Below are 23775 nucleotides of genomic sequence, written 5' to 3' on the forward strand. Positions count from 1 at the left end.
CCGTGAACGACACACCGGCCGGACGCACGGGGGAGGCGCCGCAGTGGCAACGGGAAGCGGAACGGGGAACGGAACAGGATCGACCGGCGGGTCCGGACGCGGCTACCGCGTCGAGGTCGAACAACTGCGCGCCTTCGCCGCCCAAGTGCGGCTGCTCCTGGCCGAGTTCCAGCACCACGCGGACGGCACCGCCACCCACGGCCGCAGCGGCATCGGCCCCAAGGCCCTCGGCACCTTCGCCGAGGCCACCGACCTGCACGGCCGCTACCAGACCATGCGCGACGGCCTGCGCGACGTCCTCGACCAGCTCCAGGAAGCGGTCGACGAGGCCCAGAAGAAGGCCGAACTCACCGCCACCAACTACGAGGAACAGGAACACCGCACCCGGACCAAGCTGAAGCTCGGCGACGACGGCTGGTCCGTGGCCGACCCCTCGGCCACCAGCACCGCCGCCTACGCCCGGACCACCGCCCCGGCCCAGCACGACGACGGGAAGGGCGTCCGATGAAGTACACCGACTTCCGGCAGTTCAGCCACGCCGAACTCCGCGCCATGGTCCAGGCCCTCAACCCCGGCGAGGTGATGGCCGCCGCCGACCCCTGGCGCCGCGCCGCCGACACCCTCAAGGCCATCCGCACGACCCTCACCCGCGCCAGCACCGAGGCCGCCACCAGCTGGGAAGGCAGCACCAGCGACGCCTTCCACACCCGCATGCTCCACCTCGCCACCACCATCAACACCGCCGCCTCCTACGCCAACGACGCGGCCATCACCCTCAAGGCGGTCTCCGAGGCCATCGCCGAGGCCAAACGCAACATGCCCGAGGAACCCAGCGGCTGGGCCCAGTTCAAGGACGGCGTCGGCGACACCTTCTCCTCCCTCTTCGGCGCCGACGACGAGGACTCCCGCACCGACCTCGCCAACCAGAAGAAGGCCGAGGCCGCCACCGTCCTCCAGACCCTCGCCATGCACTACCGCACCGCCGCCCCCATGCTGAAGCCGCCGCCACCCCCGGGGCAGCCGCCGAAGCCGGTCAGGAGGGACGATAAAACGGACCTGTCTGAGGGCGGCGACGCCGGGGCGAGTGGATACGCGGCTGTGGGTGGTTTCCTCGGCGGTGTCGGCGCAGGCAACTCCGGGGCGGGAGCAGCGTCTGTCTCCCGGCCGCGAGAGGCAGGGATGCCGGATCCTCGGACGGGCAGTACCGGACGCTCGACCGCCCAGACGGCGAGTCCGTCGTTCTCGAAGCCACCGCCAGCCCCGTCCGACCCCGGTGTCAAAGGTGGGGTTGCCACGCCGCCACCCAAGTCCGCTCCGGTGAGCTTCGGTTCCGGAACGGTAGTGGACGGCAGTGAGCCCGGTTCCGCTCAGGCGCCCGGTAGAAAGTCGCCCGACCCGAGCAGTACGTCTCTGCTCGGTACACCGGGGAGCGGCGGCAATCAAGGGCTGCCGAACAACCCTGCGACCCAGCCCGTCGCCTCACAGGGAATCGGCGGCGCATCTCCTCATTCGAACGGGACGGGGCAGCCCTTCACTCCTGTCGGTAACCAAGGGCCAGGCACAGGGGCTCGGCGCGACACGGCAGGGCCTGAGGCTGTGAGGGCCGGCAAGGAAGGTGCACCGGGCCGCACCGCCGCCGGTCGCAGTGGTGCGGCCTTCGGTGCGGCGGGCATGCCCGGCATGAGTGGAGGTGGGACCGTCGGCGCCGGTTCTGCCCGAGGGAGGGGTACTGCCGGAGGTGCAGCCGGGCACGCCGGAGGCACGGTCGTCGGTGTCGGTGACCGGCCCGGGAAGGGTGGCGGAGGCAAGCAGGCCTTTACCGAAGGCGGCTCGGGGTTGGGAGCGCGCGGGCGGATCCAGCCGGAGACCGGTGGCAGGAGTCCTTCGACGCAGTCGCCTTTGATGCCCTTCGGTAGCTCCGACAGAGGAAGGAAGGACGAGGAGAAGAAGCGGCGACGCCCCGACTACCTGGTCGAGGACGAGGAGACCTGGGTGTCCGACGAGCCCGCAAATCCGAACGTGGTGGAATGACAGTCGGCCTTCGGGCCCGGGCGAATCGATCGGTTGCTCCATAGGTCGTTCGGATCAGGGGCAGCCTCTGCGCTGAGTGGGGTGGCAGGGCTTGAGTGGCTGGCGTCTGAGTCGCGGGGCAGCCGTGTTGGCGGGGGTGTTGCTGGCAGCGATCGGTGCTGGGGCCTCCCATGCCGACAGCGTGAGGGATTCTCAGTGGCCGCTTGCTACTTACCGGGCCGAGTCCGCTGTCTGGCCGGTATCGCAGGGTGACGGTGTCACAGTCGCAGTCATCGACAGCGGCGTGCTGAAGGACCATCGAGATCTGACGGGGCAGGTACTGGCAGGTAAGGACTTCACCGCGGCGAACACCGACGGCACTGTTGATACTGACGGCCACGGAACCGGCATGGCCAGCCTCATCGCCGGCCACGGTCACGGTGATGGGGCCGGCATCATGGGTCTGGCTCCCAAGGCCAGGATTCTTCCGGTTCGGATCCCGATGGAGGGAGAGTCGATCTCGCCGCAGTCGGAGCTTGCTATGGCGATCCGTTACGCCGTCGACCACGGTGCGAGTGTCATCAACATGTCCCTCGGCGGACTCTCCGGTACCGATCCTGAGGAACGCGCGGCGGTCAAGTACGCAGTCGACAAGGACGTGGTCCTAGTGGCAAGTACAGGCAACGGTGCGAACGCAGTGGAGTACCCGGCGGCATTTCCCGGAGTCGTCGCGGTCGGGGCCGTCGACCGGAACGGGCAGCTCTGGAGCAAGTCCACCGTCGGCCCCCAGACCACCCTGGTGGCGCCCGGTGCGGATATCCCCCGGGCGAGCGCCAAGTCGACGAGCGGGCAGGCCATGGCCAACGGAACCTCCGACGCCACCGCCTACGTCTCCGCCACCGCCGCCCTGATCCGGGCGAAGTACCCGTCGCTCTCCGCCGGGCAGGTCATCAACCGGATGATCAAGTCCGCCTCGGCACCAGCCGACGGGTCGGCCGTCCCCAGCAACCGCTACGGCTACGGGGTGTTGGCGCCCGGCAAGGCGCTGGAGGCGAATCCGGCGGTGGACAGCGGCTCGCGGGAGAACCCGCTGCTGGGCCGGGCGGAGTCGCAGGGGAGTGTGCCGCAGCCGACCGAGGAGGCATGGGAGTCGCCGGAGGCCGCCGTGCCGGTGGCGGACGGGGGGAACCGCGGGATGCGGTGGGTGCTGGTGGGGGCGGCGGGGGTTGCCGGTGCGGTGTTGGTGGGGGGTGTGGTGGCGGTACTGGTGGTGCGGGGGCGGCGTCGGCGGGACCGGGCGGCCGCGGCGGCGTACCAGGGGTATCCGCCGCCGCGGCAGGGGTGAGGGGCTATTCGGCGACGGCGATCTGCTCGCGGTGGCGGGCTGCCGGGCCGGTGAGCTGGTCGGTGACGGCGGCGGCGAGGTCGGCCTGGGCGATCCGGGCGCCGAGGACCTGGGGGCCGCCGACGCGGTAGTGGCCGGTGCCGGGGGCGGTGCGGTCGAGGTCGAGGGGCGGGGTGACGACGACCCAGTCGAGGGCGGCGGGGGAGTCGCGGAGCAGGTCGAGGGCGGCGGCGTGGCCGAGGGAGAAGGCGCGGTGGGCCTCGGGGAAGGCGGGGTCGTCGTGGACGGCGACGCCGGGGGCGGTCTCCAGGGTGGTGGCGATGCCGACGTGGACGAGGCGGTGGACGCCCGCGGTGGCGAGGCCGGTGATCAGGGCGCGGGTGGCGGCGGGGTAGAACTCGCCGGAGGGGACCTCGGGCGTGTAGACGGTGCTGACGGCGGCGGCGTGGCCCCGGGCGGTGGTGGCGACGGCGTCGGGGTCGGTGACGTCGCAGGGGACCAGGGTGATTCCGGGGCCGGCCAGGTCGGGGTGCCGTTCGGGGGCGCGGACGGCGGCGGTGACGGTCAGTCCGCGGCGTCGGGCCTCGGCGACGACGGCGCGGCCGACCTGGCCGCCGGCGCCGAAGACGACGAGGTCGGTGGTGGTGGCGGGGGTGCGGTTCATGGCGGTCTCCGTCGGTGGTTCGGGGCGGGGGCCGGGGTGGCCGTCCGCTGGTGCGGTGACGGTAGACCGGGGGGTGCCGGTTACTTCAACGGTACCGGCGGGGACCTCTCCTCGGTTACGGTCGGGGGATGACTCGGACCGTGCCCGCGCCGCTGCCGCCGGACTTCTTCGACCCGGACTGCCCCGTGCCGACGGTTCCGGTGCTGGGCGGGAAGAAGTGGGCGTGGCGGATCCTGCGCTGCCTGGAGGGCGGCCCGCGCCGGTTCTCGGAGCTGCGGGTGCCGCTGGTGGGGATCACGGCGAAGGTGCTGACCGAGTCGCTGCGGTCGATGGAGCAGGACGGCGTGCTGGAGCGGACGGAGTTCGCGGAGAACCCGCCGCGGGTCGAGTACGCGTTGACGCCGCTCGGGCGGACGCTGCTGGGGCCGATGGACGCGCTGTGCGACTGGAGCCGGGCGAATCTGGAGGAGCTGCTCGCCGCACGGGAGGCCTCCGAGCGGGCTTCCGAGCTCGCGGAGCGGTAGGGCTGGCAGGATTTCGGTGACCGCTGGCGCTGAAGCCGCTGGTGGGGGCGGTCGCGGCGCGGTCATCCTGGGCGCATGACCGATTCCGAGCACACCTCGCCCGAGCCCGCCGTCACCGCCGACGCGATCGTTCCCGACACCAAGGACTGGACCTGGGTGCTGGAGCAGCCATGCGCCGACTGCGGGCTGGACGCGGGCGCCGTGGTGCGGGAGGACGTGGCCGGGATGGTCCGGGCGAACGCGGCCGGCTGGACGGCGGTGCTGGGCGGCGACCCGGAGGCGCTGCGTCGTCGTCCGCGTCCGGAGATCTGGTCGGATCTCGAATACGCGTGCCACGTCCGCGACGTCTTCCGGCTGTTCCGGGTCCGGTTGGACCTGATGCTGGACCAGGACGACCCGCTGTTCGCCAACTGGGACCAGGACGCGACGGCGGTCGCCGAGCGCTACGGCGAGCAGCGGCCGGCCGTGGTGGCGGTGGAGCTGGCGGAGGCCGCGGAGGCGCTGGCGGCGGCGTTCGAGGGGGTGGCGGGCGCGCGGTGGGAGCGGACCGGCAACCGCTCCGACGGGGCGCGGTTCACGGTGGAGTCGTTCGCCCGCTACCTGATCCACGACCCGGTCCACCACCTGTACGACGTGACGGGCGAGCGGGTCTGAGCACGGGAGCCCGGGGTCGGGCCCGGGCGGGCCGGATGGGGCCCGGGAGAGCCGGATGGGGCCCGGGAGAGCCGGTGCGGGCCGGTGCGGGCCGGTGCGGGCCGGTGCGGGCCGGGTCGGGGCCCGGCGGCGGCTCACCAGCCGGAGGCCTCACGCAGCATGGTGCGGCGGAGCCGGCCGGCCACGCTGGCGGTGTCGGTGCCGATGACGTCGGCGATCTCGGGTGCAGCGAGACCGACGACGTAGTGCAGGATCGCGAGGTCGTCGTCGGCGGCGTGGCCGGGACGGTCCTGGGCGGCGGGGCGGGCCGCGGGCAGGCCGCTCTGCCGGGTGTGCTCGTCGACGGTGGTGCGCAGGATCTGCCAGGCGTGCGCGGTGGGATTCGAGCTCCCCAGTAATTCGCGCCACTCGACGGCGATTTCGGCGAGGGCCTGCTGGACGGCGCCGGTGGCCCGGTCCGGGTCCGGCAGCCAGACCCGGGCGTAGCTGAGGTACCGCGGCCGGTGCAGTTCGCAGAATGCCGCGAACTCCAGCGGTACGGCGGGAGGTTCGCCGGGCCCCGGGGGTGGCTCGGCGGTGCTGTCGTGGCGTTGGGTCATCTCGGCTTCTCGGCAAGTGAGATGGGCATCTGACGGTCGATCATCTGTGCTCACTCTACGGTAGGCGCTCGGTGCGCTGGGTTACCAATCGGATGGAATGCCCGGAAGGAGTCGCCGTGCGGCCGGTTCCGGCGGTGGCCGGGTGGGGGCCGGCGTGCGGTGCGGCGGTGGCGGAGGGGCGTGGAGTGCTGCGCAGTGGTGTCAGAGGCTGGGGTGCGGTGCTTCGTGGCCGGTCAGCGGGGTGGCACGGCCGTGGTGGCGGATCGGTCGGTGCGCCACCGCGGGGGGTGTGATGTGCCACCGTAAGCGGTTCGGCGGTTCCCGTCCACGCCTGCGGCGCGAAGCCGCGCCCGCACCACCGTGCGCACCACCGCTCGCGCGCTGGGTCGGCCGGGCCGGGCTGCGGCGATGACGCGGGCAGCGGCCTGGCGGCGCGTTTCCGGAGGGGGTGGGGCGGTGGGCCGGCCCCGTCGCACGCGTCCCGCGTGCCCGGCCCTTCGTCGGCGGATCGCCGTGTACGAGCAAAGAGTTGACGAACTGTCAGGTCGTGTTGCGGGTCTTCGTCGGAGCGGTCAGGTCGTCCGGTGCGGTGCCCCGGGCGAGTTGGGCGGGGAAGGCCTCCGCGGCCCGGCGGCGGGCGCGCCGCGCGGCCGCCGCAGCCGCGGCCCCTGCGGTGCGGGCCACTTCCTCGGCCACGGCCAGCCGTTGCCGTTCGTGCTCCCGGCCCCGGAGCTCCTCCGGGCGGAGATCGGCCGTGCCGTGGTCCGCGGTCCCGCGTCCCGCCGCGCCGCCGTCCGGCAGGTCCGGGAGCTCCGGCAGATCGGCGCCCGGCGCATCGCCGTCCCGGGCGGCGAGCCCCGGGTCGGGGTGCTCCGCGGCTTCGCGGCCGGGGTCCTCGTGGAGCTCGCGCAGCTCGTGCGCGGTGCCTTCGGCGGCCTCGTGCGCGGCCCTGGTGGCCGTGCGCAGGCGGGCCGTCGCGGAGGTCCCCCGGACTCGTCCGGGGGCGGTGCGCGCCGCTTGTTCCTCGGCCGCCTGTCTAGCCGCCAGATAGGCCTGGACGGCTGCCATCCCGTAGACGGGCTGAATCAGTTGATGGCCCTTGAAGAAGGGTCGGGCGGGCGCGAATCCGGCGGCGACCACGAGGTCGCGGATCTCGGCTATCTCCGCTTCGCTGCGCGCGGTGAAGCGGACCTCCCAACCCTTCTTGTAAGTATGGCCCTGTGCGCCGCTGCGGCGGGCCGGGTCCGGCCGGCGGACGTATCCGGGCAGGCGTCCGAGGCGGAGCTGGGCCGCGCGGAGGCCGGCGGTCTCGTCACGTGACATGTACTAAGGGTAGGCAATCCGGCGGGCTGGAGTGACGCCCGGAGGTGACTTTGCCGTATGTGCTTGGTCACGCACGGTCAGACGGCCAGGTGGTCGATCGAGACTGATCGAGTATGACAAGACGATGATCACCCATTCCTCCGAATGGGTGAGGGTATGAGGACTTTAGTGCGGGCTGGTCCCGGTTTCGCGACGGTTGGGTAACAGTGCGTCAGGCGGCCGGGAAAGGCTCCGGAGCGTTGGGGATGGTGTCGGCATGAACTACCGGATTCCCACGCCGCCGCCCTCCCTGGAGGAGCTGGCGCGCCGTCAGCAGAACGTCCTCACCGCCGGTCAGCTGCGCGCCAGGGGCGTGCCGTCCCGGGTCGTCAGCGAGCACTGCCGCCGCGGCGGGCCCTGGCAGCGGCTGCTGCCCCGGGTCTATCTGATGCAGTCCGGCGAACCCTCGCCGGAGCAGCGGATGTGGGCCGCGCTGCTGTACGCGGCGCAGAACGGCCGGGAGGAGGGGAGCCGGGAGGGGGCGGTGATCACCGGCCCGGCCGCGCTCGCGCTGTACGGGTTCGCCGCGGTGCCCCGGCTGCCGGCGGTCACCGGGGTGGACGTGCTGGTGCCGCGCCAGCGTCGGCTGAAGGACGCCGGGGAGGTGCGGATCCGGCGCACCGAGCGGGAGTTGGTGGCGCGCTCGGTGCACGGCCTGGCCTGTGCGCCGGTCGCCAGGGCGGTGGCCGACGCGCTGCGCGAGTGGACCTCCGCCGAGTGGACGGCCGGGGCCGGTGCCGGGGTGTTCGCCCCCGCGCCGGTCCGGGAGGTGCTCGGCGAGGCCGTCCGCCGGCCCGAGCTGCACTGCTCGGTGGGGGAGTTGGCCGCCGAGCTGGCCGAGTCCGGACTGACCGCCGACCCCCGGGTGCGGGCCGTGCTGGACGGCCTGCTGGCCGCCGAGCGGGACCGGGTGCTGGAGCGGGTCGGCGAGCTGGTGGACGAGTGGCTGCTGCCGGTCCCGCTGACCTCGCCGGAGCTGCGGATGCGCGGCGGCACCTACGTCGCCGTGCCGGACCTCTACTGGCCGCAGGCGGGTGTCGCGGTCGAGGTCGACTCGGAGCTGCGCTGCGTCAGCGAGGGCGAGGCGGCCTGGGTGCGCGGCGGGCAGCACCGGATGGAGTACCTCGGGGTCCGGGTGGTGTACGTCTCCGGCGCGCGGCTGGCCGAGGACGAGGACGCGGTCGGCGCCGAACTGCGGGAGGCCTTCCGGCTGGGCGGCACCGACGTGGTGGAACTGCTGGTCACCGAGCGGTGAGCGCCCGGGAGTCCGGAGCCGCCACTGCCGCCGCCGGAGGGTCCGAAACGCCGGAGCGGTCCCGGGGGCCGCTCCCGCGAACGGGACGGGGCCCGGCTCAGCCCCCGACCATCGGGGTGCCGACCAGCTCCACCCCGGCCGCCCGCAGCTCGTCCAGCGCGGCGGCGGTCGTCGGCGCGGCCACCCCGGCGGTGAGGTCGAGCAGCACCCGGGTGGTGAACCCGGCCCGCGCCGCGTCCAGCGCGGTGGCCTTGACGCAGTGGTCGGTGGCGATGCCGACCACGTCCACCTCGGTGACCTGCCGCTCGCGCAGCCACTCGGCGGGCCCCCGGTTGTTCTCGTCCACGCCCTCGAAGCCGCTGTAGGCCGCGGCGTAGGCGCCCTTGTCGAAGACCGCCTCGATCGCGCCGGAGGTGACGGAGGGCGCGAAGTTCGGGTGGAAGCCGACCCCTTCGGTACCCGCGACGCAGTGCACCGGCCAGCTGTGCACGTAGTCGGGGTCGTCGGAGAAGTGGTCGCCCGGGTCGATGTGGTTGTCCCGGGTGGCGAGGATGTGCCGGTAGCCGGGGGCGGACTCGGCGATGAGGTCGGTGATCGCGGCGGCCACCTCGGCCCCGCCCGCGACGGCCAGGCTGCCGCCCTCGCAGAAGTCGTTCTGCACGTCGACGACGATCAGTGCCCGGTGCATGGCTGGTATTCCTCGGTCCGGTGGGGTCCTGCGGAGGACGTGGGGAAGGGGGCGTGAGGGGACCTCAGGCCCCGTGTGAGGGGAACTCTACGGTCGACTGTAGGCAGTGGCATCCGGGGGCGGAAGGCCCGGGGCGGGCCCGGCCCCTCGGCCCGTGGACGAACCGTCGCGCGGACCCGCGCCACCGAGCCCCCCGTCCGGAACCGTCCCACCCGGAACCGCCCCGCCGCCTTGTCTGCCCCGGTGTCACACGTGCAGCTCGGTCGCCAGCACCGGATCGCCCTTGGAGAGCTGGGTCGCCGACAGCGGCAGCCCCGCCCGGGCCCGGACGTGCCGCTCGCGCGCGGCCTCCAGCGGCTCCCGGCCGACCACCTCGCCCGCCTTGACCAGCGGCACCTGCACCACGTGCGGGGCCAGTTCGGCCGGGACCGTCCCGGTGCCGACCACCTCGGCGTCGGCGACGCCGTCCGCGTCCGGCCGCCGGGCGGCCCACTTGCGCCCGCCGACGCTGGTCTTGCCGCCGGCCGAGCGCTTGGCGACCGCCACCAGCGGCCCGTCCGGGCCGGCCGCCCGGGCGACCAGCTTGTAGACCATCGCGCAGGTCGGGTGCCCGCTGCCGGTGACCAGGCTGGTGCCGACGCCGTAGCCGTCCACCGGGGCGGCGGCGAGCGCGGCGATCGCGTACTCGTCCAGGTCCGAGGTGACGATGATCCGGGTGCCGGTGGCGCCGAGCTCGTCCAGCTGGCGGCGGACCCGGTGGGCGAGCAGGGTGAGGTCGCCGGAGTCGATCCGCACGGCGCCCAGCTCCGGGCCGGCCACCTCGACGGCGGTGCGCACGGCCTCCCGCAGGTCGTAGGTGTCGACCAGCAGGGTGGTGCCCCGGCCCATCGAGTCGATCTGCGCCCGGAAGGCGTCCCGCTCGCTGTCGTGGACGAGGGTGAAGGCGTGCGCCGCGGTCCCGGTGGTCGGGATGCCGTAGGTGAAGCCGGCCTCCAGGTCGGAGGTGGCGGTGAAGCCGGCCACGTAGGCGGCGCGGGCGGCGGTGACGGCGGCCCGCTCGTGCGCGCGCCGGGCGCCCATCTCGATCACCGGGCGTCCGCCGGCCGCGGAGGTCATCCGGGACGCGGCGGCGGCGATCGCCGAATCGTGGTTGAGGATCGAGAGGATCACCGTCTCCAGGATCACCCCCTCGGCGAAGCTGCCCTCGACGGTGAGCAGCGGGGAGCCGGGGAAGTAGACCTCGCCCTCGGGGTAGCCGTGGATGTCGCCGGTGAACCGGTAGTCGGCGAGGAAGCGCAGGGTCTCCTCGTCGACGATCCGCTCGTCGGAGAGCCAGTCGAGCTGGGCGGAGGTGAAGCGGAAGCTCTCCACCGCGTCCAGGACCCGGCCGGTGCCGGCGACCACGCCGTAGCGCCGGCCCGCGGGCAGCCTGCGGGTGAACACCTCGAAGACGGAGCGGCGGTGTGCCGCCCCGCTGCGCAGGGCGGCCTGGAGCATGGTGAGCTCGTAGCGGTCGGTGAGCAGCGCGGTCGAGCCGGCCGCAGTCACGGAAGTGGCGTCCATGAGGATGATGCTACTACCCCTTAGCGTCAAAGTGACGATTTCTCGTGGCGGATCCTCGGCGGGCGCGTCGCGGGCCCCTCCCGGGCCCCTCGCGGACGGTCGGCGGGCGCTCCGCGGGCGGGGTCGGGGGCGGGCCGGGGGCGGTCCGCGGGGCCGGGGGCGGAATCGCCCCGAGGTCCCCCGGATGGCAGCATGGGGCTGAAGGGGCACGTGGCAACCACGTGACGGCCAGGTGGGAGCCACCTGGAGAGCCAGGCGACAGGAGGGACCCCGCGGTGAGTGTCGCGCCCGTGGAGATCGAGCGCCCGGAGGTCGAGGGCGTACCGGTGGCGGAACCGGACACCCCCTGGGTCACCATCGTGCACAACGACCCGGTCAACCTGATGAGCTACGTCCAGTACGTCTTCCAGGCCTACTTCGGCTATCCGAAGGACAAGGCCAGGAAGCTCATGATGGAGGTGCACACCAAGGGCCGGTCCGTGGTGTCCAGCGGCTCGCGCGAGGAGATGGAGCGCGACGTGCAGGCGATGCACGGCTACGGTCTCTGGGCCACCCTGCAGCACGACTGAGGCTGCGGCGCCCGCCGGGGCGGCGGTGGCGAGTACGGCGACGATGACGGCGACGAAGACGAAGACGGGCTGACCGATACCGATGGCTGGGTTGTTCGAGAGTGCCGGTGGCGGGGGCGCGGTGCTCGCGCTGGAAGAGCTGGAGGCCTCCATCCTGCGCTCGCTGGAAGTGCAGATGCTGGAGCTGATCGGGCCGGGCCCCGGCGGGGACGGCGGTGACCCGCTGGCGGCGCTGTTCGCGGAGGGGCCGACCGAGGCGCCCGCGGACCCGGCGCTGGCGCGGCTCTTCCCCGACGCCTACGGGGATCCCGCCGGACCGGCCGACCCGGAGTCCCGGGAGGCGGCCGGGGAGTTCCGCCGCTACACCGAGCCGGATCTGCGCACCCGCAAGCGCGAGGATGCGCTGTACGCCGTGCGCACCCTGGACGGCCTGGGCGGCGAGGACGGGACGGTCGAGCTGGACGCCACCGGGTGCCGGCACTGGCTGGGCGCGCTCAACGACCTGCGGCTGACCCTCGGGGTGCGTCTGGAGGTCACCGACGAGGACGAGCGGGGCCTCTACGAGCTGCCGGACAGCGACGACCGCAAGCCGCTGGTGATGGCCTACCTGTGGCTCGGCGCGCTGCAGGAGTCGCTGCTGGAGGCGATGGCCGGCTGAGCCGCCGGGGCGCCCCAGGAGCGGCCGCCCCGGTTCGGCACAGGCCCCGGCCGCCCGTCCGCATGTTGGACGGGGGGCCGGGGCTTTTCCGGTCAAAACGGGCGAAACCCTATCGGGACATGCTCAAATATCGCTCAGATGGACACCGCTGTCCGGATCGGGCGTGGTACGACTGCTCCCCACCCCCACGAGTCCCACCACGAGATCCCATCCAGGACGGTGCACCATGGCCGAACAGCTCTACGACGAGGTCGTCGACGCGAAACCGGACGAGGAGGGCTACGAGCGGGGGCTCGGCAGCCGCCAGATCCAGATGATCGCGATCGGCGGCGCGATCGGCACCGGACTCTTCCTCGGCGCCGGCACCGCGATCTCCAAGTCCGGTCCCAGCCTGATCCTCTCCTACGCGGTCGCCGGCGTGGTGATCTTCGCGATCATGCGGGCGCTGGGCGAACTCCTCACCTACCGCCCGGTCTCCGGCAGCTTCGCCGAGTACGCGCGGGAGTTCCTCGGCCCCTTCGCCGGCTATGTGACCGGCTGGACGTACTGGCTGTTCTGGGTGGTCACCGGCATGGCGGAGACCACCGCCGCGGCCGTCTACGTCCGCTTCTGGGCCCCCGACATCCCGCAGTGGCTCAGCGCGCTGGTCTTCCTGGTGATCCTCTACGGGGCCAACCTGATCTCGGTGAAGCTCTTCGGCGAGATCGAGTTCTGGTTCTCCATGGTCAAGGTCACCGCCATCATCGGCATGATCCTGATCGGCATCGGCGTCCTCACCCTGGGCTTCAGCGACGCCGGCGACACCGCCTCGATCACCCACCTGTGGGAGAACGGCGGCTTCTTCCCCAAGGGCATCGGCGCCACCGTGATGACCCTGCAGATCGTCATGTTCGCCTACCTGGGCGTCGAACTCGTCGGCGTCACCGCCGGGGAGAGCGAGAACCCGCAGAAGACCCTCCCGCGCGCCATCAACACCCTGCCCTGGCGCATCGCGCTGTTCTACATCGGCGCCCTGGTGATCATCCTCTCGCTGGTGCCGTGGACCGAGTTCCAGCCCGGCGTCAGCCCGTTCGTCGCCGCCTTCGGCAAGATCGGCATCCCCGCCGCGGCCGGCATCATCAACTTCGTGGTGCTCACCGCCGCGCTCTCCTCCTGCAACTCCGGCATGTACTCCACCGGCCGGATGCTGCGCGACCTCGCGATGCGCGGCCAGGCCCCCGGACGGCTGACCAAGCTCAACTCCCACCGCTCGCCGTCCGTCGCGATCACCCTGTCCTGCCTGCTGATGGGCGCCGGAGTGGTGCTCAACGCGCTCGTCCCGGCCCGCGCGTTCGAATACATCACCTCGGTCGCCACCGTCTGCGGCCTGTGGACCTGGGCGATGATCCTGATCTGCCAGATCCGCTACCGGAAGGCCTGGCAGGGCGGCCACCTGCCGCCGCCCACCTTCAAGGCCCCCGGCGGCGTCTGGAGCAGCTGGGCCTCGCTCGCCTTCCTCGTGTTCGTGGTCGTCCTGATCGCCCTGGACAAGGACAACCGGATCTCGCTGTACGTCTTCCCGGTCTGGGCGGTCCTGCTCGTCGTCGGCTACCAGGTGCTCAAGCGCCGCCGCCCCGAGGCGGTGCACGCGGTCGCGCACGACCACCTGCACGCGTCCGGCGACGGAGCCGACACCCACTGAGACGGCACCCCCGGCCGTCGTGGACGCCCCGGCGGTGACCCGCCGGGGCGTGGCTATCCTGACGCCATGCTGACCATCACCCGAGAACTGCGCGACGCGATCGTCGCCCACGCCCGCGCCGACCACCCGGACGAGGCCTGCGGTGTGGTCGCCGGTCCGGAAGGCAGCGGCCGCCCCGAGCGGTTCATTCCGATGCTCAACGCCGCCCGCTCGCCCACGTTCTACGAGTTCGACTCGGGCGACCTGCTGAAGCTCTACCGTGAGATGGACGACCGGGACGAGGAGCCCGTGATCGTCTACCACTCCCACACCGCCACCGAGGCCTACCCCTCGCGCACCGACGTGAGCTACGCCTCCGAGCCGAACGCCCACTACGTCCTGGTCTCCACCGCCGAGGGGAACGGCGCCGAAGACCCGTACGAGTTCCGCTCGTTCCGCATCGTGGACGGTGTGATCACGGAGGAAGACGTCCAGGTCGTCGAGGCCCACCAGGCCTGACCCGCACCCACCTGGGCGGGGCCCGCCGACCTCCGCGAGTGGTCGGCGGGCCACTGCTGTTCCCGGGGTATCTCGACATGGGGGACGAAACCATCCGAATGCCGGGACGGGCATGGAGGAGCGGGCCCGGGAATCTATACGATGAGCCCATGCGTTCCGTCGATGTGAGCAACCAGGCCCCGGGCACCCGCCTCGTGGCGCGCCTGCACATCGACCTGTGCCGGCACGCCGGCGCGATCTGTCCCGGTACGCCGGCGCGCTCGCGCTGAGCCGCCCGTCCCGGCCCGCCGCGGATCCCTTCCGCCCCGGGCCGTCACGCCCTGCCGCGCCCGCTGCGGCCCACCCACCTCACGACTCGCACAGGAGCGCACCCATGGCCATCGAGGTCCGCATCCCGACCATCCTCCGCACCTACACCGACGGCGCCAAGGCCGTCGAGGGCACCGGCAGCAACCTCGGGGAACTCTTCCAGGACCTCGACGCCCGCCACCCGGGCATCGCCGCCCGACTGCTGGACGGCGGCGAGCTGCGCCGCTTCGTCAACGTCTACCTGAACGACGAGGACGTGCGCTTCCTGGAGGGCATCTCCACCGCCCTCGCCGACGGCGACAGCGTCACCATCCTGCCCGCCGTGGCCGGCGGCGCCCGCTGACACCCCGCCCGTCCCGGCCCGGCGCTCCGCCCGGGCCGGGACGGGCACCGCCCGACCGGACCCGACCGAACCGCCGCCGCCGGAGGACCCCTTGCGTTACGACAGCCCGCTCGAAGCCGTCGGCAACACCCCGCTGGTCCGCCTGCCCCGGCTGTCCGCCGCGGTCCCCGGCAACACCGACGGCCGGGTCACCCTGTGGGCGAAGCTGGAGGACCGCAACCCCACCGGCTCCATCAAGGACCGCCCGGCGCTGCACATGATCGAGCGCGCCGAGGCCGACGGCCGGCTCACCCCCGGCTGCACGATCCTCGAACCCACCAGCGGCAACACCGGCATCTCGCTCGCCATGGCGGCCAAGCTCAAGGGCTACCGGATGGTCTGCGTCATGCCCGAGAACACCAGCGAGGAACGGCGCGAACTGCTCCGCATGTGGGGCGCCGAGATCATCCCCTCGCCCGCCGCCGGCGGCTCCAACACCGCCGTCCGGATCGCCAAGGAGATCGCCGCCGAGCACCCCGACTGGGTCATGCTGTACCAGTACGGCAACCCCGACAACGCCGGCGCCCACTACGCCACCACCGGCCCCGAGATCCTCGCCGACCTGCCCACCGTCACCCACTTCGTGGCCGGACTCGGCACCACCGGCACCCTCATGGGCGTCGGCCGCTTCCTGCGCGAGAAGGTCCCCGGCGTGCGGATCGTCGCCGCCGAACCGCGCTACGACGACCTGGTCTACGGGCTGCGCAACCTCGACGAGGGCTTCGTCCCCGAGCTGTACGACGCCGAGGTGCTGACCACCCGCTTCTCGGTCGGCTCCGCCGACGCCGTCCGCCGCACCCGCGAACTCCTCCAGGAGGAGGGCATCTTCGCCGGCGTGTCCACCGGCGCGATCCTGCACGCGGCGATCGGCGTCGGCCGCAAGGCCGCCCAGGCCGGCGAGCGCGCCGACATCGTCTTCGTGGTCGCGGACGGTGGCTGGAAGTACCTCTCCACCGGCATCTACACCGCCGAGTCCACCGAGGCCGCCGTCGAGGCGCTGCAGGGCCAGCTCTGGGCCTGAAACCCCCGCCGGCCCGATCGTGACGATCGGGGATTTGTCCGTACCGTGCTCCCGGTTCGTCACGGTACGACCACGGTGGCCGTTCCGGTGCGGGGCCGCCGCCCGGCGCGGAAAGGCTGCTCACGAACGTCTCCCCACGCACCAGCGGAGGTGGCCCGTGAGTCGCAGTACCGACCTGTGGTCGTACGCCGAGATCGCCCGTCACATCAACGTCCGGCCGGAGACCGTCCGCAACTACCGGCGGCACGGACTGCTCCCCGAACCCGACGTGGTCGACGGCGGCCACCCGCGCTGGTACCCCGAGACCGTCCGCGCCTGGGCCCGGAACCGCCCCGGCCACCGCTGAGCCGCCCACCGCCGGTCGGCCCGGCAGGTCGGCCCGGCCGGCGCCGGAGCACCACCGGCGCACCGTCCGTCCCCCGTCCCCCCGGCGTTCTGGTGATTCCAGCCACAGCACGGCACGGAGACGGGGGCAAAGTGCCGCTCCGCCCTTACTCTCGACAACACGCGCAGGGCAGCGCCTCCGGCCGGTACTCCCGGCCCGCTGTCATGACCAGCGGCAGCCAGGACGTGTCGGGGCGGAGGGGCTCGGATGAAACTGACCGTGGTGGGGTGCTCGGGGAGCTTCCCGTCGGCCGACTCGCCGTGCTCCAGCTACCTCGTGGAGGCCGACGGCTACCGGGTCGTGCTCGACCTCGGCAACGGCGCGCTCGGCGCCCTCCAGAAGTACGCCTCGATCTACGAGGTCGACGCGATCCTGCTCAGCCACCTGCACGCGGACCACTGCATCGACCTGTGCGCCTACTGGGTCGCCCGCAACTACCGGGCCGAGGGCTGCCCCGCGCCGATGCCCGTCTACGGCCCGGCCGGCACCGCCGAACGGATGGCCCGCGCCTACGACATGCCGGAGAACCCGGGGATGAAGGAGGTGTTCGAGTTCCGCACCCTCACCCCGGGCCGCTTCGACCTCGGTCCCTTCCGGATCGACGTCGCCCAGGTCAACCACCCCGTCGACGCCTTCGCCTTCCGGCTCGAGCACGGCGGCCGCAGCCTGGTCTACTCCGGCGACACCGGGGAGAGCGCCGAACTCGTCGAGCTCGCCCGGGACACCGACCTCTTCCTCTGCGAGGCCGCCTACCTGGACGGCCGGGACACCTACCGGGCCGTCCACCTCAACGGCCGCGAGGCGGGCGAGCACGCCACCGCGGCCGGCGCCCGCCGGCTCGTGCTCACCCACATCCCGCCGTGGACGGACGCCGAGCTCAACCGGCGGGACGCGGCCGCGGCCTATCCCGGGCCGGTCGAGATCGCCCGGGCCGGCGCGGTCTACGAGATCTGAGCCCCCGTCCGGGCCGCCGCCGGGGCCGATCCCGGCAGCAGCCCGACGGCGGGTCAGCGGCTCAGCGGCGGCCGGGGACCGGCAGGCCGAGGTGGTCGCGCAGGGTCGTCCCGGTGTACTCGGTGCGGAACACCCCGCGCTCCTGGAGCAGCGGCACCACCCGGTCCACGAACTCGTCCAGCCCGCCCGGAGTGAGGTGGGGGACGAGGATGAAGCCGTCCGCGGCGTCGCTCTGCACATGGCGGTCGATCTGCTCGGCCACGCTCCGCGGGGTGCCGACGAAGGACTGCCGACCGGTCACCTCGATCACCAGCTCGCGGCTGCTGAGCCCCTTGGCCGCGGCCACCGCCCGCCACTCGGCGGCGATCTCCAGCGGATCGCCGAGCGAGGTCCGCCCCTGGACCAGTCCGGACCCGCGCACCGGGTCGACCTCCGGCAGCGGGCCGTCCACGTCGTGGCCGGAGAGGTCGACGCCCCAGACCTGCTCCAGGTAGGCGATCGCGGTGGCCGGGCTCACCTGGGCGCGGCGGATCCCGGCGGCCCGTTCGACGGCCTCCTCCTCGGTGTCGCCCAGCACCCAGGTCACCCCGGGCATGATCTTCAGCTCGTCGGGCTTGCGCCCGTACGCGGCCAACCGACGCTTGACGTCGGCGTGGAAGGCCTGCCCGGCGGCCAGAGTGGAGTGCCGGCTGAAGACCACGTCGGCGGTGGCGGCGGCGAACTCGCGGCCCTCGTCGGAGTCCCCGGCCTGGATCACCACCGGGTGGCCCTGCGGCGGCCGGGGGAGGGAGAGGGTGCCCTCGACGTCGAACTGCGGACCCTGGTGGCGAACTGTGCCGGTGCCCGCCGCGTCCCAGAACTCCCGTGCTAGCTGAACGAATTCGGCGGCCCGGGTGTAGCGGTCGGCGCGGTCGAGGTATCCGCCGCGGCGGAAGTTCTCACCGGTGAAGGCGTCCGAGGAGGTGACCACGTTCCAGGCCGCGCGGCCGCCGGAGAGATGGTCCAAGGAGGCGAAGCGGCGGGCCAGTTCGTACGGTTCGTTGAAGGTGGCGTTGACGGTCGCGGCCAGCCCCAGGTGGGTGGTGACGGCGGCGAGCGCGTTCAGCACGGTGATCGACTCGGGACGGCCCAGCACGTCCAGGTCGTGGATCCGGCCCTTGACCTCGCGCAGCCGCAGGCCCTCGGCGAGGAAGAGGAAGTCGAACCGGCCGCGCTCGGCGGTGGCGGCGAGGTGGCGGAAGGACTCGAAGGCGATCTGGCTGCCGGCGGCCGGATCGGTCCACACGGTGGTGTTGTTGACGCCGGGGAAGTGTGCGGCGAGGTGGATCTGCTTGAGCGGACGGTCCGTCATCGGGTCACCTCGGCGGTCGCGGCGGAGCGGGTGGGCGTACCGGCGGCGGGCGTTCCGGCGGCGGACGTGTCGGTGGCAGCGGCAGTGGCAGTGGCAGGGGTGGCGGCGGCCGCGTAGCGGCTGGCCGGCCGGGCCAGGCCGAGCCGGTCGCGCAGGGTGCGGCCGGTGTAGCCGGTGCGGAACAGGCCGCGCTCGCGCAGGGCCGGCACCACGTGGTCGGCGAGCACCGCGAGGTCGCGGGCCGGGTCGGCGGGCACCAGGTGGAAGCCGTCGACCCCGCCGCCGCCCTCGGTGGCCTCGGTGAGCAGGTCGGCGGTCGCGGCGGCGGTGGTGAGCGCGACCGGGATCCGGGCCAGGATCCGCAGCACCTCGCCGCCGCGCAGCCGCAGCTCGGTGGCGGCGGTCAGCCGGGTGGCCCGGTCGGGGGCGTCGAGCAGGACGACGTCCGCGTGCCGGACGGCGGTGGCGACCCGGGCGCGGCCGCCGGGTCCGGCGTCCGGCGCGAGGTCGGCGGCGGCGACGGTGACCGCGATCACCGGGCGGCCCTGGGGCGGGCGCGGGGTGATGGACGGCCCCCGGACCGAGAAGTACGGACCCTCGAAGTCGATGTGGTGCAGCTTGGCGCGGTCGACGAAGCGGCCGGTGGCGGCGTCGCGGATCTCCGCGTCGTCCTCCCAGCTGTCCCAGAGCCGGGAGGCGGCGTCGGCGGCGTCGGCGGCCTCGGCCCAGAGCTCCTCGGCGGGGGCGGTGCCCCGGCGGCCGAAGGCCCTGGCCTCGGCCTCGGTGTCGGAGACCCCGACCAGCCAGCCGGCCCGGCCCTCGCTGACCCAGTCCAGGGTGTTGACCGCGATCGAGGTGTGGAAGGGCTCGGTGTGGGTGGTGGTGACGGTCGGCACCAGTCCGAGGCCGCTGGTGACCGGGGCGAGCCGGGCGAAGGTCGCCAGCGCGTCGAGCCGGCCGGGCTCGGGGGTGTAGGAGTCGTCGAGGGTGACGAAGTCGAGGGTGGCCCGTTCGGCGAGCCGGGCGAGGTCGGTGAAGTGGGCGGCGTCGAACTGGCCGGGGCTGTCGAGGGCGGCGGAAAGGTGCAGTTGGCGGGGCATGGGTGGCCTTGACTTTCCTCGTACGGAAGCGGTGCGTGCGGCGGTCGCGGACCGGCCCGCGACCGCCGCAGCCCGCGGCCCGGACGCGGTGGCGCGGCCGGGGCGGTTGCGGGTACGGGGACGGGCGGTGCGGACGGGCACGGGGCCGCGCGCCCGGGGCACGGGCGGGCGCGGGGGAGGGGAGGAACGGCCGGGCGCGGCGGGACGTCAGCCGGGCGGCGGCGGGAGGAGCGCTCGGGTCAGCCGCGACACGCCGCGGACCACACGCGACCGAAGTCGATGTGGCTGCGGGTCACCAGCGGGTGGGAGGCGTTCACCGCCCCAGTTGACCAGCGCCCTCGCCGGTTCGTCAACCGTCGTCCCAGCGGGTGGCCACCTCGGTGGACAGCTCGGCGGACGCCCGCGCGGCCGGTGCGGGCACGCGGGGAGCCGGGCCGGGGACTTCGGCGAACCGGCTCCGGGCATGCGGAACGGCCCCGCCCCGCCACCCGGGGGAGCGGGTGGCGGGGCGGGGCCGTGAGCGGCGTGCGGGTGGTTCCGGGCGTCGGGCCTCAGGCCTTGGTGACGTCCTCGATCTCGTCCTCGTCCTCGCGGCCGGGGGTCTTGAGGTCGAACTTCACGATCGCGAAGCGGAAGAGGAAGTAGTACAGCGCGGCGAACGCCAGGCCGATCGGGATGATCAGCCACGGGTCGGTGGCCTTGCTCCAGGCGAGCGCGTAGTCGATCAGACCGCCGGAGAAGGTGAAGCCGTCGTGCACGCCGAGCGCCCAGGTGACGGCCATCGAGACGGCGGTGAGCAGCGCGTGGATGACGTACAGCACCGGGGCGATGAAGACGAAGGAGAACTCGATCGGCTCGGTGACACCGGTCACGAAGGAGGTCAGGGCCAGCGACAGCATCATGCCGGTGACGGCCTTGCGGCGGTGCGGCTTGGCGGTGTGGGCGATCGCGAAGGCGGCGGCCGGGAGGGCGAACATCATGATCGGGAAGAAGCCCGACATGAACTGTCCGGCGGTCGGGTCGCCGGCGAAGAAGCGGGTCAGGTCGCCGTGCACGACGGTGCCGTCGGGCTTGGTGAAGTCACCGGTCTGGAACCAGGCGTAGGAGTTGACGAACTGGTGCATGCCGACCGGCAGCAGACCGCGGTTGACCAGGCCGAACGCGCCGGCGCCGACGGCGCCCGCACCGATGAGGGTGTCGTTCAGGCTCTTGATCGCGTCGCCGATGGGGCCCCAGGTCAGGGCGAAGAACACGCCGACGGCGGTGCCGACGAAGGCCATCAGGATCGGGACCAGGCGGCGGCCGTTGAAGAAGCCGAGCCAGTCGACCAGCTTGGTGCGGTGGTACTTCTGCCACAGCACGGCGCTGAGCAGACCGATCACGATACCGCCGAGCACGCCGGGGTTCTGGTAGGTGGCGGGGACCCACTTGCCGTCGGCGATGTGGCCCTCGGCGATCGGGAACGCGGTGAGCACGTTCTTGTAGACCAGGAAGCCGACCAGGGCGGCCAGCGCGGTCGAGCCGTCGGCCTTCTTGGCGAAGCCGATGGCGATGCCGACCGCGAAGAGCAGCGGCAGGTTGTCGAAGACGCCGTTGCCCGCGGCGGCGAACACCGCGGCGACCTTGTCCCAGCCGAGGCCGTCCTTGCCGAACACGTCGTCCTGGCCCAGTCGCATCAGCAGACCGGCGGCGGGGAGGACGGCGATGGGCAGCTGGAGGCTGCGGCCGATCTTCTGCAGGCCCTGGAGCAGGTTCTGGCCGAACTTCTTGGCGGGACTGGGTGCGGCCGGAGCCGTGGCGGGCGCCGGTGCCTGCGCAGACTGACTCATGGGGGTGGATTCCTTACGGCAAGGGCGGGTCGGTCGGGGGGAGGGCACAGGGGCCGAACCGCGAACTGGTCTACACCACACGTGGTGTAGACCAGTTTTGTAGCACGGGTGGAGGGGGCGGGGAACCCTCGAAAGCGGTGCTGATGGGAAGCGCTATGAAATCGAAACCTACTTGCGGATCAACGATCTTGATTACCCGCCGTGATTGGTATTTTGGCTAATTGCGCAACAAAAAGCCGACGGCCCCCGGGACTCCCCGGCAGGTGACCGATGGCTCGTCACCGGTGACGGTCCGGCGTTCCGCACCGGGACCATCGGCCCGGGCCGGATATGCCGAAGGCCCCCGGACCATGGGTCCGGGGGCCTTTTCGGATTGGCGGCGGTGACGCTCGGTTTATGCCTTGGTCACGTCCTCGACCTCGCTCTCGTCCTCCCGCCCCGGGGTTTTCAGGTCGAATTTCACGATGATGAAGCGGAAGAGCGCGTAGTACACGGCGGCGAAGCAGAGGCCGATGACGATGATCAGCCAGGGCTTGGTGGCCAGGCTCCAGTTGATCGCGTAGTCGATCAGGCCGGCCGAGAAGCTGAAGCCGTCGTGCACCCCCAGCGCCCAGGTGATCGCCATCGAGGCGCCGGTCAGCAGGGCGTGCACCGCGTACAGCGCCGGGGCGATGTACGCGAAGGAGTACTCGATCGGCTCGGTGACACCGGTCACGAAGGAGGTCAGGCCCAGCGAGACCATCAGGCCGTAGATCTCCTTGCGCCGGTGCGGCTTGGCCGCGTGCGCGATGGCCAGCGCGCACGCCGGCAGCGCGAACATCATGATCGGGAAGAAGCCGGACTGGAACTGCCCGGCCGTCGGGTCCCCGCCCAGGAAGCGCGGGATATCGCCGTGCACGACCGTGCCGTCCGGCTTGGTGAACTCGCCGAACTGGAACCAGACGAAGGTGTTCAGCAGCTGGTGCATGCCGATCAGCAGCAGGGCCCGGTTGGCCACGCCGAAGATGCCCGCGCCGACCGACCCCAGGTCGGCCAGGGTCTGGCTGAAGTCGTTCAGGCCCCGCCCGATCGGCGGCCAGACCCACAGCGCCAGGCAGGCCAGGACCATCCCGACCAGGGCGGTGATCATCGGCACCAGGCGGCGGCCGTTGAAGAAGCCCAGCCAGTCGACCAGCCGGGTGCGGTGGAAGCGCACCCAGAGCCAGGCCGACATCAGACCGATCAGGATGCCGCCCAGCACCCCGGGGTTCTGGTACGTCGCGGCGGCGGCCTTCGCCGAGGTGTAGTCCACGCACTGGTCGCTGACCAGCACGGTCGGCGGCTGGCAGTGCTCGGGGAAGGCGTGCAGCACCCGGTAGAAGACGAGGAAGCCGACCACCGCGGCGAGCGCGGTGGAGCCGTCGGCCTTCTTCGCCATGCCGATCGCGACGCCGACGCAGAACAGCATCGGCAGGCCGAGCGAGGAGTCCAGCAGCGCACCGCCCGCCGCGGCGAAGACCTTGGCGACGTCGTCCCAGCCCAGGCCGTCCTTGCCGAAGACGTCGGGCTGCCCGAGCCGGTTGAGGATGCCGGCGGCCGGGAGCACCGCCACCGGCAGCTGGAGCGAGCGGCCCATCTTCTGGAGTCCGCCGTAGAAGGTGTGCCACCACGTGCTCTGTGACGCCGCGGCGCTTGCCGAACTCATCCTTCGCCCTCCGAGTGCGGTTGCCGTCCGGTGGTCCCCGGCGGGACCTCGGGCGGGGACCGGGAACACCCGGGGCCCTTCCTGCGTTCATTGGAGTACACATATATTGGTGTAGACCACTTTGGGACGCAGTCCGCGCACCGGGAGACCGGCCCCGCTGCTCGTCATCCTCGGGTGCCGACCAGGGGTATGCGCGTTGGAGTGGGCCAAAAGTGGACTAACGTGACATATCGGTCCGGATCGCGTCATGCTGGTCGCGCTGCTCCGACAGCACGCCACGGCACGACCGACCACTGACCACGCGTCATCCGCGACCGAGGTCACCGCGCAGGACGGCACCCGGCAGAGCAGCCGACGAGCCGAGACAGAGGGAGAAAGCAATGGCCAGCAAGGCTGAGAAGATCGTCGCCGGTCTCGGCGGCATCGACAACATCGAAGAGGTCGAGGGCTGCATCACCCGCCTTCGCACCGAGGTCAAGGACGCCTCCCTCGTCGACGAGGCCGCGCTGAAGGCCGCCGGCGCCCACGGCGTCGTCAAGATGGGCACCGCGATCCAGGTCGTCATCGGCACCGACGCCGACCCGATCGCCGCCGACATCGAGGACATGATGTGAGCTGAGCCCACCGGCTCGCTCCACCCGGCGCCCGCGCCACCCCGGCCCCGGCCTCCGCGCCCGCGCCACCCCGGCC

Annotated in this window: 25 protein-coding genes; 16 read left to right on the forward strand and 9 right to left on the reverse strand. The window is 72.6% G+C overall.

Features of this window, described 5'->3' with window-relative positions; translation table 11 throughout:
• Window positions 1-43 precede the first annotated feature (43 nt).
• The 3 genes from BI06_RS33840 to mycP all read left to right on the forward strand — a co-directional run bounded on the left by BI06_RS33840 (window position 44) and on the right by mycP (window position 3355).
• Window positions 44-508, forward strand: a complete 465-nt coding sequence (locus BI06_RS33840; RefSeq protein ID WP_149030568.1) for a hypothetical protein — start codon at window positions 44-46, stop codon at window positions 506-508.
• The gene (locus BI06_RS49830) at window positions 505-2031 is read left to right on the forward strand and encodes a hypothetical protein (protein ID WP_149030569.1); all 1527 of its coding nucleotides are present in this window, start codon (window positions 505-507) and stop codon (window positions 2029-2031) included. Before BI06_RS33840 ends, BI06_RS49830 begins: the two co-directional genes overlap by 4 nt.
• A gap of 124 nt (window positions 2032-2155) precedes the next feature.
• Window positions 2156-3355 carry a type VII secretion-associated serine protease mycosin gene (mycP, locus tag BI06_RS33850; protein WP_051742543.1) on the forward strand — a complete coding sequence of 400 codons (1200 nt, stop codon included), beginning with the start codon at window positions 2156-2158 and terminating at the stop codon, window positions 3353-3355.
• A gap of 4 nt (window positions 3356-3359) precedes the next feature.
• On the opposite strand, the gene BI06_RS33855 is transcribed toward mycP, so the two are convergent.
• A complete protein-coding gene (locus tag BI06_RS33855) occupies window positions 3360-4019 on the reverse strand; it encodes an NAD(P)-dependent oxidoreductase (RefSeq protein ID WP_043474785.1) in 660 nt (219 codons plus the stop codon).
• A gap of 128 nt (window positions 4020-4147) precedes the next feature.
• Here BI06_RS33855 and BI06_RS33860 point away from each other — a divergent pair, with 128 nt between their 5' ends.
• Complete coding sequence (locus BI06_RS33860; protein ID WP_043474787.1) at window positions 4148-4543, forward strand: helix-turn-helix domain-containing protein; 396 nt, start codon at window positions 4148-4150, stop codon at window positions 4541-4543.
• Window positions 4544-4618: 75 nt separating this feature from the next.
• Window positions 4619-5197, forward strand: coding sequence for a DinB family protein (locus BI06_RS33865; protein WP_051742544.1), 579 nt, complete (start codon window positions 4619-4621; stop codon window positions 5195-5197).
• Window positions 5198-5331: 134 nt separating this feature from the next.
• On the opposite strand, the gene BI06_RS33870 is transcribed toward BI06_RS33865, so the two are convergent.
• Complete coding sequence (locus BI06_RS33870; protein ID WP_051742545.1) at window positions 5332-5796, reverse strand: hypothetical protein; 465 nt, start codon at window positions 5794-5796, stop codon at window positions 5332-5334.
• 540 nt (window positions 5797-6336) lie between these two features.
• Window positions 6337-7119, reverse strand: coding sequence for a hypothetical protein (locus BI06_RS33875; protein WP_030394239.1), 783 nt, complete (start codon window positions 7117-7119; stop codon window positions 6337-6339).
• 256 nt (window positions 7120-7375) lie between these two features.
• Between BI06_RS33875 and BI06_RS33880 the strand changes: the two genes are divergently transcribed.
• Window positions 7376-8413, forward strand: coding sequence for a hypothetical protein (locus BI06_RS33880; RefSeq protein WP_051742546.1), 1038 nt, complete (start codon window positions 7376-7378; stop codon window positions 8411-8413).
• 97 nt (window positions 8414-8510) lie between these two features.
• Here the strand turns inward: BI06_RS33880 and BI06_RS33885 are convergent, their stop codons facing one another.
• Together BI06_RS33885 and BI06_RS33890 are read right to left on the reverse strand one after the other, a co-directional pair.
• Entirely contained in the window at window positions 8511-9101 is a 591-nt protein-coding gene (locus tag BI06_RS33885; protein WP_030394237.1) for an isochorismatase family protein, read from the reverse strand.
• Window positions 9102-9347: 246 nt separating this feature from the next.
• Window positions 9348-10664 (reverse strand): nicotinate phosphoribosyltransferase, encoded by a 1317-nt coding sequence (locus BI06_RS33890; RefSeq protein WP_043474789.1) that lies wholly within the window; start codon window positions 10662-10664, stop codon window positions 9348-9350.
• Between the two features lie 275 nt (window positions 10665-10939).
• Here BI06_RS33890 and clpS point away from each other — a divergent pair, with 275 nt between their 5' ends.
• The 9 genes from clpS (at window position 10940) to BI06_RS33935 (ending at window position 17121) form a co-directional block, all read left to right on the forward strand.
• Complete coding sequence (clpS, locus tag BI06_RS33895) at window positions 10940-11233, forward strand: ATP-dependent Clp protease adapter ClpS (RefSeq protein WP_030394235.1); 294 nt, start codon at window positions 10940-10942, stop codon at window positions 11231-11233.
• 82 nt (window positions 11234-11315) lie between these two features.
• A complete protein-coding gene (locus BI06_RS33900; protein WP_030394234.1) occupies window positions 11316-11891 on the forward strand; it encodes a DUF2017 domain-containing protein in 576 nt (191 codons plus the stop codon).
• Window positions 11892-12117: 226 nt separating this feature from the next.
• Window positions 12118-13572 (forward strand): amino acid permease, encoded by a 1455-nt coding sequence (locus BI06_RS33905; protein ID WP_051742547.1) that lies wholly within the window; start codon window positions 12118-12120, stop codon window positions 13570-13572.
• A gap of 66 nt (window positions 13573-13638) precedes the next feature.
• The gene (locus BI06_RS33910) at window positions 13639-14070 is read left to right on the forward strand and encodes a Mov34/MPN/PAD-1 family protein (protein ID WP_043474791.1); all 432 of its coding nucleotides are present in this window, start codon (window positions 13639-13641) and stop codon (window positions 14068-14070) included.
• Between the two features lie 149 nt (window positions 14071-14219).
• Entirely contained in the window at window positions 14220-14339 is a 120-nt protein-coding gene (locus BI06_RS55655; protein ID WP_317621128.1) for a putative leader peptide, read from the forward strand.
• Between the two features lie 104 nt (window positions 14340-14443).
• On the forward strand, window positions 14444-14722 hold the full coding sequence (locus BI06_RS33920) for a MoaD/ThiS family protein (RefSeq protein ID WP_030394231.1): 279 nt from the start codon (window positions 14444-14446) through the stop codon (window positions 14720-14722).
• 91 nt (window positions 14723-14813) lie between these two features.
• Window positions 14814-15782 carry a PLP-dependent cysteine synthase family protein gene (locus tag BI06_RS33925; RefSeq protein WP_030394230.1) on the forward strand — a complete coding sequence of 323 codons (969 nt, stop codon included), beginning with the start codon at window positions 14814-14816 and terminating at the stop codon, window positions 15780-15782.
• A gap of 157 nt (window positions 15783-15939) precedes the next feature.
• Window positions 15940-16128 carry a MerR family transcriptional regulator gene (locus BI06_RS33930; RefSeq protein ID WP_030394229.1) on the forward strand — a complete coding sequence of 63 codons (189 nt, stop codon included), beginning with the start codon at window positions 15940-15942 and terminating at the stop codon, window positions 16126-16128.
• Window positions 16129-16374: 246 nt separating this feature from the next.
• Window positions 16375-17121 (forward strand): MBL fold metallo-hydrolase, encoded by a 747-nt coding sequence (locus BI06_RS33935; protein WP_030394228.1) that lies wholly within the window; start codon window positions 16375-16377, stop codon window positions 17119-17121.
• 61 nt (window positions 17122-17182) lie between these two features.
• Here BI06_RS33935 and BI06_RS33940 read toward each other — a convergent pair whose 3' ends face one another.
• From BI06_RS33940 to BI06_RS33955, 4 genes are all read right to left on the reverse strand, one after another.
• On the reverse strand, window positions 17183-18472 hold the full coding sequence (locus tag BI06_RS33940; protein WP_030394227.1) for an NtaA/DmoA family FMN-dependent monooxygenase: 1290 nt from the start codon (window positions 18470-18472) through the stop codon (window positions 17183-17185).
• Window positions 18469-19572: an LLM class flavin-dependent oxidoreductase gene (locus tag BI06_RS33945; protein WP_063795078.1), complete on the reverse strand. Its 1104-nt coding sequence runs from the start codon at window positions 19570-19572 to the stop codon at window positions 18469-18471. Before BI06_RS33945 ends, BI06_RS33940 begins: the two co-directional genes overlap by 4 nt.
• A gap of 551 nt (window positions 19573-20123) precedes the next feature.
• Window positions 20124-21401 carry a PTS transporter subunit EIIC gene (locus tag BI06_RS33950; protein ID WP_043474794.1) on the reverse strand — a complete coding sequence of 426 codons (1278 nt, stop codon included), beginning with the start codon at window positions 21399-21401 and terminating at the stop codon, window positions 20124-20126.
• 394 nt (window positions 21402-21795) lie between these two features.
• Window positions 21796-23085, reverse strand: a complete 1290-nt coding sequence (locus BI06_RS33955; protein ID WP_043474795.1) for a PTS transporter subunit EIIC — start codon at window positions 23083-23085, stop codon at window positions 21796-21798.
• 380 nt (window positions 23086-23465) lie between these two features.
• Here BI06_RS33955 and BI06_RS33960 point away from each other — a divergent pair, with 380 nt between their 5' ends.
• On the forward strand, window positions 23466-23699 hold the full coding sequence (locus BI06_RS33960; RefSeq protein ID WP_030060521.1) for a glucose PTS transporter subunit EIIB: 234 nt from the start codon (window positions 23466-23468) through the stop codon (window positions 23697-23699).
• The last annotated feature ends 76 nt before the right edge of the window (window positions 23700-23775 follow it).

Origin of the sequence: Kitasatospora sp. MBT66 (assembly GCF_000710405.2) — a bacterium.
Taxonomy (GTDB): Bacteria; Actinomycetota; Actinomycetes; order Streptomycetales; family Streptomycetaceae; genus Kitasatospora; species Kitasatospora purpeofusca.

Bases quoted from the DNA above. Each gene is read 5' to 3' on its own strand.
- BI06_RS33890 (WP_043474789.1), bottom strand. From the start codon at position 10,664: ATGGACGCCACTTCCGTGACTGCGGCCGGCTCGACCGCGCTGCTCACC.
- BI06_RS33855 (WP_043474785.1), bottom strand. From the start codon at position 4,019: ATGAACCGCACCCCCGCCACCACCACCGACCTCGTCGTCTTCGGCGCC.
- BI06_RS33860 (WP_043474787.1), top strand. From the start codon at position 4,148: ATGACTCGGACCGTGCCCGCGCCGCTGCCGCCGGACTTCTTCGACCCG.
- BI06_RS33875 (WP_030394239.1), bottom strand. From the start codon at position 7,119: ATGTCACGTGACGAGACCGCCGGCCTCCGCGCGGCCCAGCTCCGCCTC.
- BI06_RS33920 (WP_030394231.1), top strand. From the start codon at position 14,444: ATGGCCATCGAGGTCCGCATCCCGACCATCCTCCGCACCTACACCGAC.
- BI06_RS33900 (WP_030394234.1), top strand. From the start codon at position 11,316: ATGGCTGGGTTGTTCGAGAGTGCCGGTGGCGGGGGCGCGGTGCTCGCG.
- BI06_RS33865 (WP_051742544.1), top strand. From the start codon at position 4,619: ATGACCGATTCCGAGCACACCTCGCCCGAGCCCGCCGTCACCGCCGAC.
- BI06_RS33885 (WP_030394237.1), bottom strand. From the start codon at position 9,101: ATGCACCGGGCACTGATCGTCGTCGACGTGCAGAACGACTTCTGCGAG.
- BI06_RS33960 (WP_030060521.1), top strand. From the start codon at position 23,466: ATGGCCAGCAAGGCTGAGAAGATCGTCGCCGGTCTCGGCGGCATCGAC.
- BI06_RS55655 (WP_317621128.1), top strand. From the start codon at position 14,220: ATGCGTTCCGTCGATGTGAGCAACCAGGCCCCGGGCACCCGCCTCGTG.
- BI06_RS33905 (WP_051742547.1), top strand. From the start codon at position 12,118: ATGGCCGAACAGCTCTACGACGAGGTCGTCGACGCGAAACCGGACGAG.
- BI06_RS33870 (WP_051742545.1), bottom strand. From the start codon at position 5,796: ATGACCCAACGCCACGACAGCACCGCCGAGCCACCCCCGGGGCCCGGC.
- BI06_RS33955 (WP_043474795.1), bottom strand. From the start codon at position 23,085: ATGAGTTCGGCAAGCGCCGCGGCGTCACAGAGCACGTGGTGGCACACC.
- BI06_RS33910 (WP_043474791.1), top strand. From the start codon at position 13,639: ATGCTGACCATCACCCGAGAACTGCGCGACGCGATCGTCGCCCACGCC.
- BI06_RS33935 (WP_030394228.1), top strand. From the start codon at position 16,375: ATGAAACTGACCGTGGTGGGGTGCTCGGGGAGCTTCCCGTCGGCCGAC.
- BI06_RS49830 (WP_149030569.1), top strand. From the start codon at position 505: ATGAAGTACACCGACTTCCGGCAGTTCAGCCACGCCGAACTCCGCGCC.
- BI06_RS33880 (WP_051742546.1), top strand. From the start codon at position 7,376: ATGAACTACCGGATTCCCACGCCGCCGCCCTCCCTGGAGGAGCTGGCG.
- BI06_RS33945 (WP_063795078.1), bottom strand. From the start codon at position 19,572: ATGCCCCGCCAACTGCACCTTTCCGCCGCCCTCGACAGCCCCGGCCAG.
- BI06_RS33940 (WP_030394227.1), bottom strand. From the start codon at position 18,472: ATGACGGACCGTCCGCTCAAGCAGATCCACCTCGCCGCACACTTCCCC.
- BI06_RS33950 (WP_043474794.1), bottom strand. From the start codon at position 21,401: ATGAGTCAGTCTGCGCAGGCACCGGCGCCCGCCACGGCTCCGGCCGCA.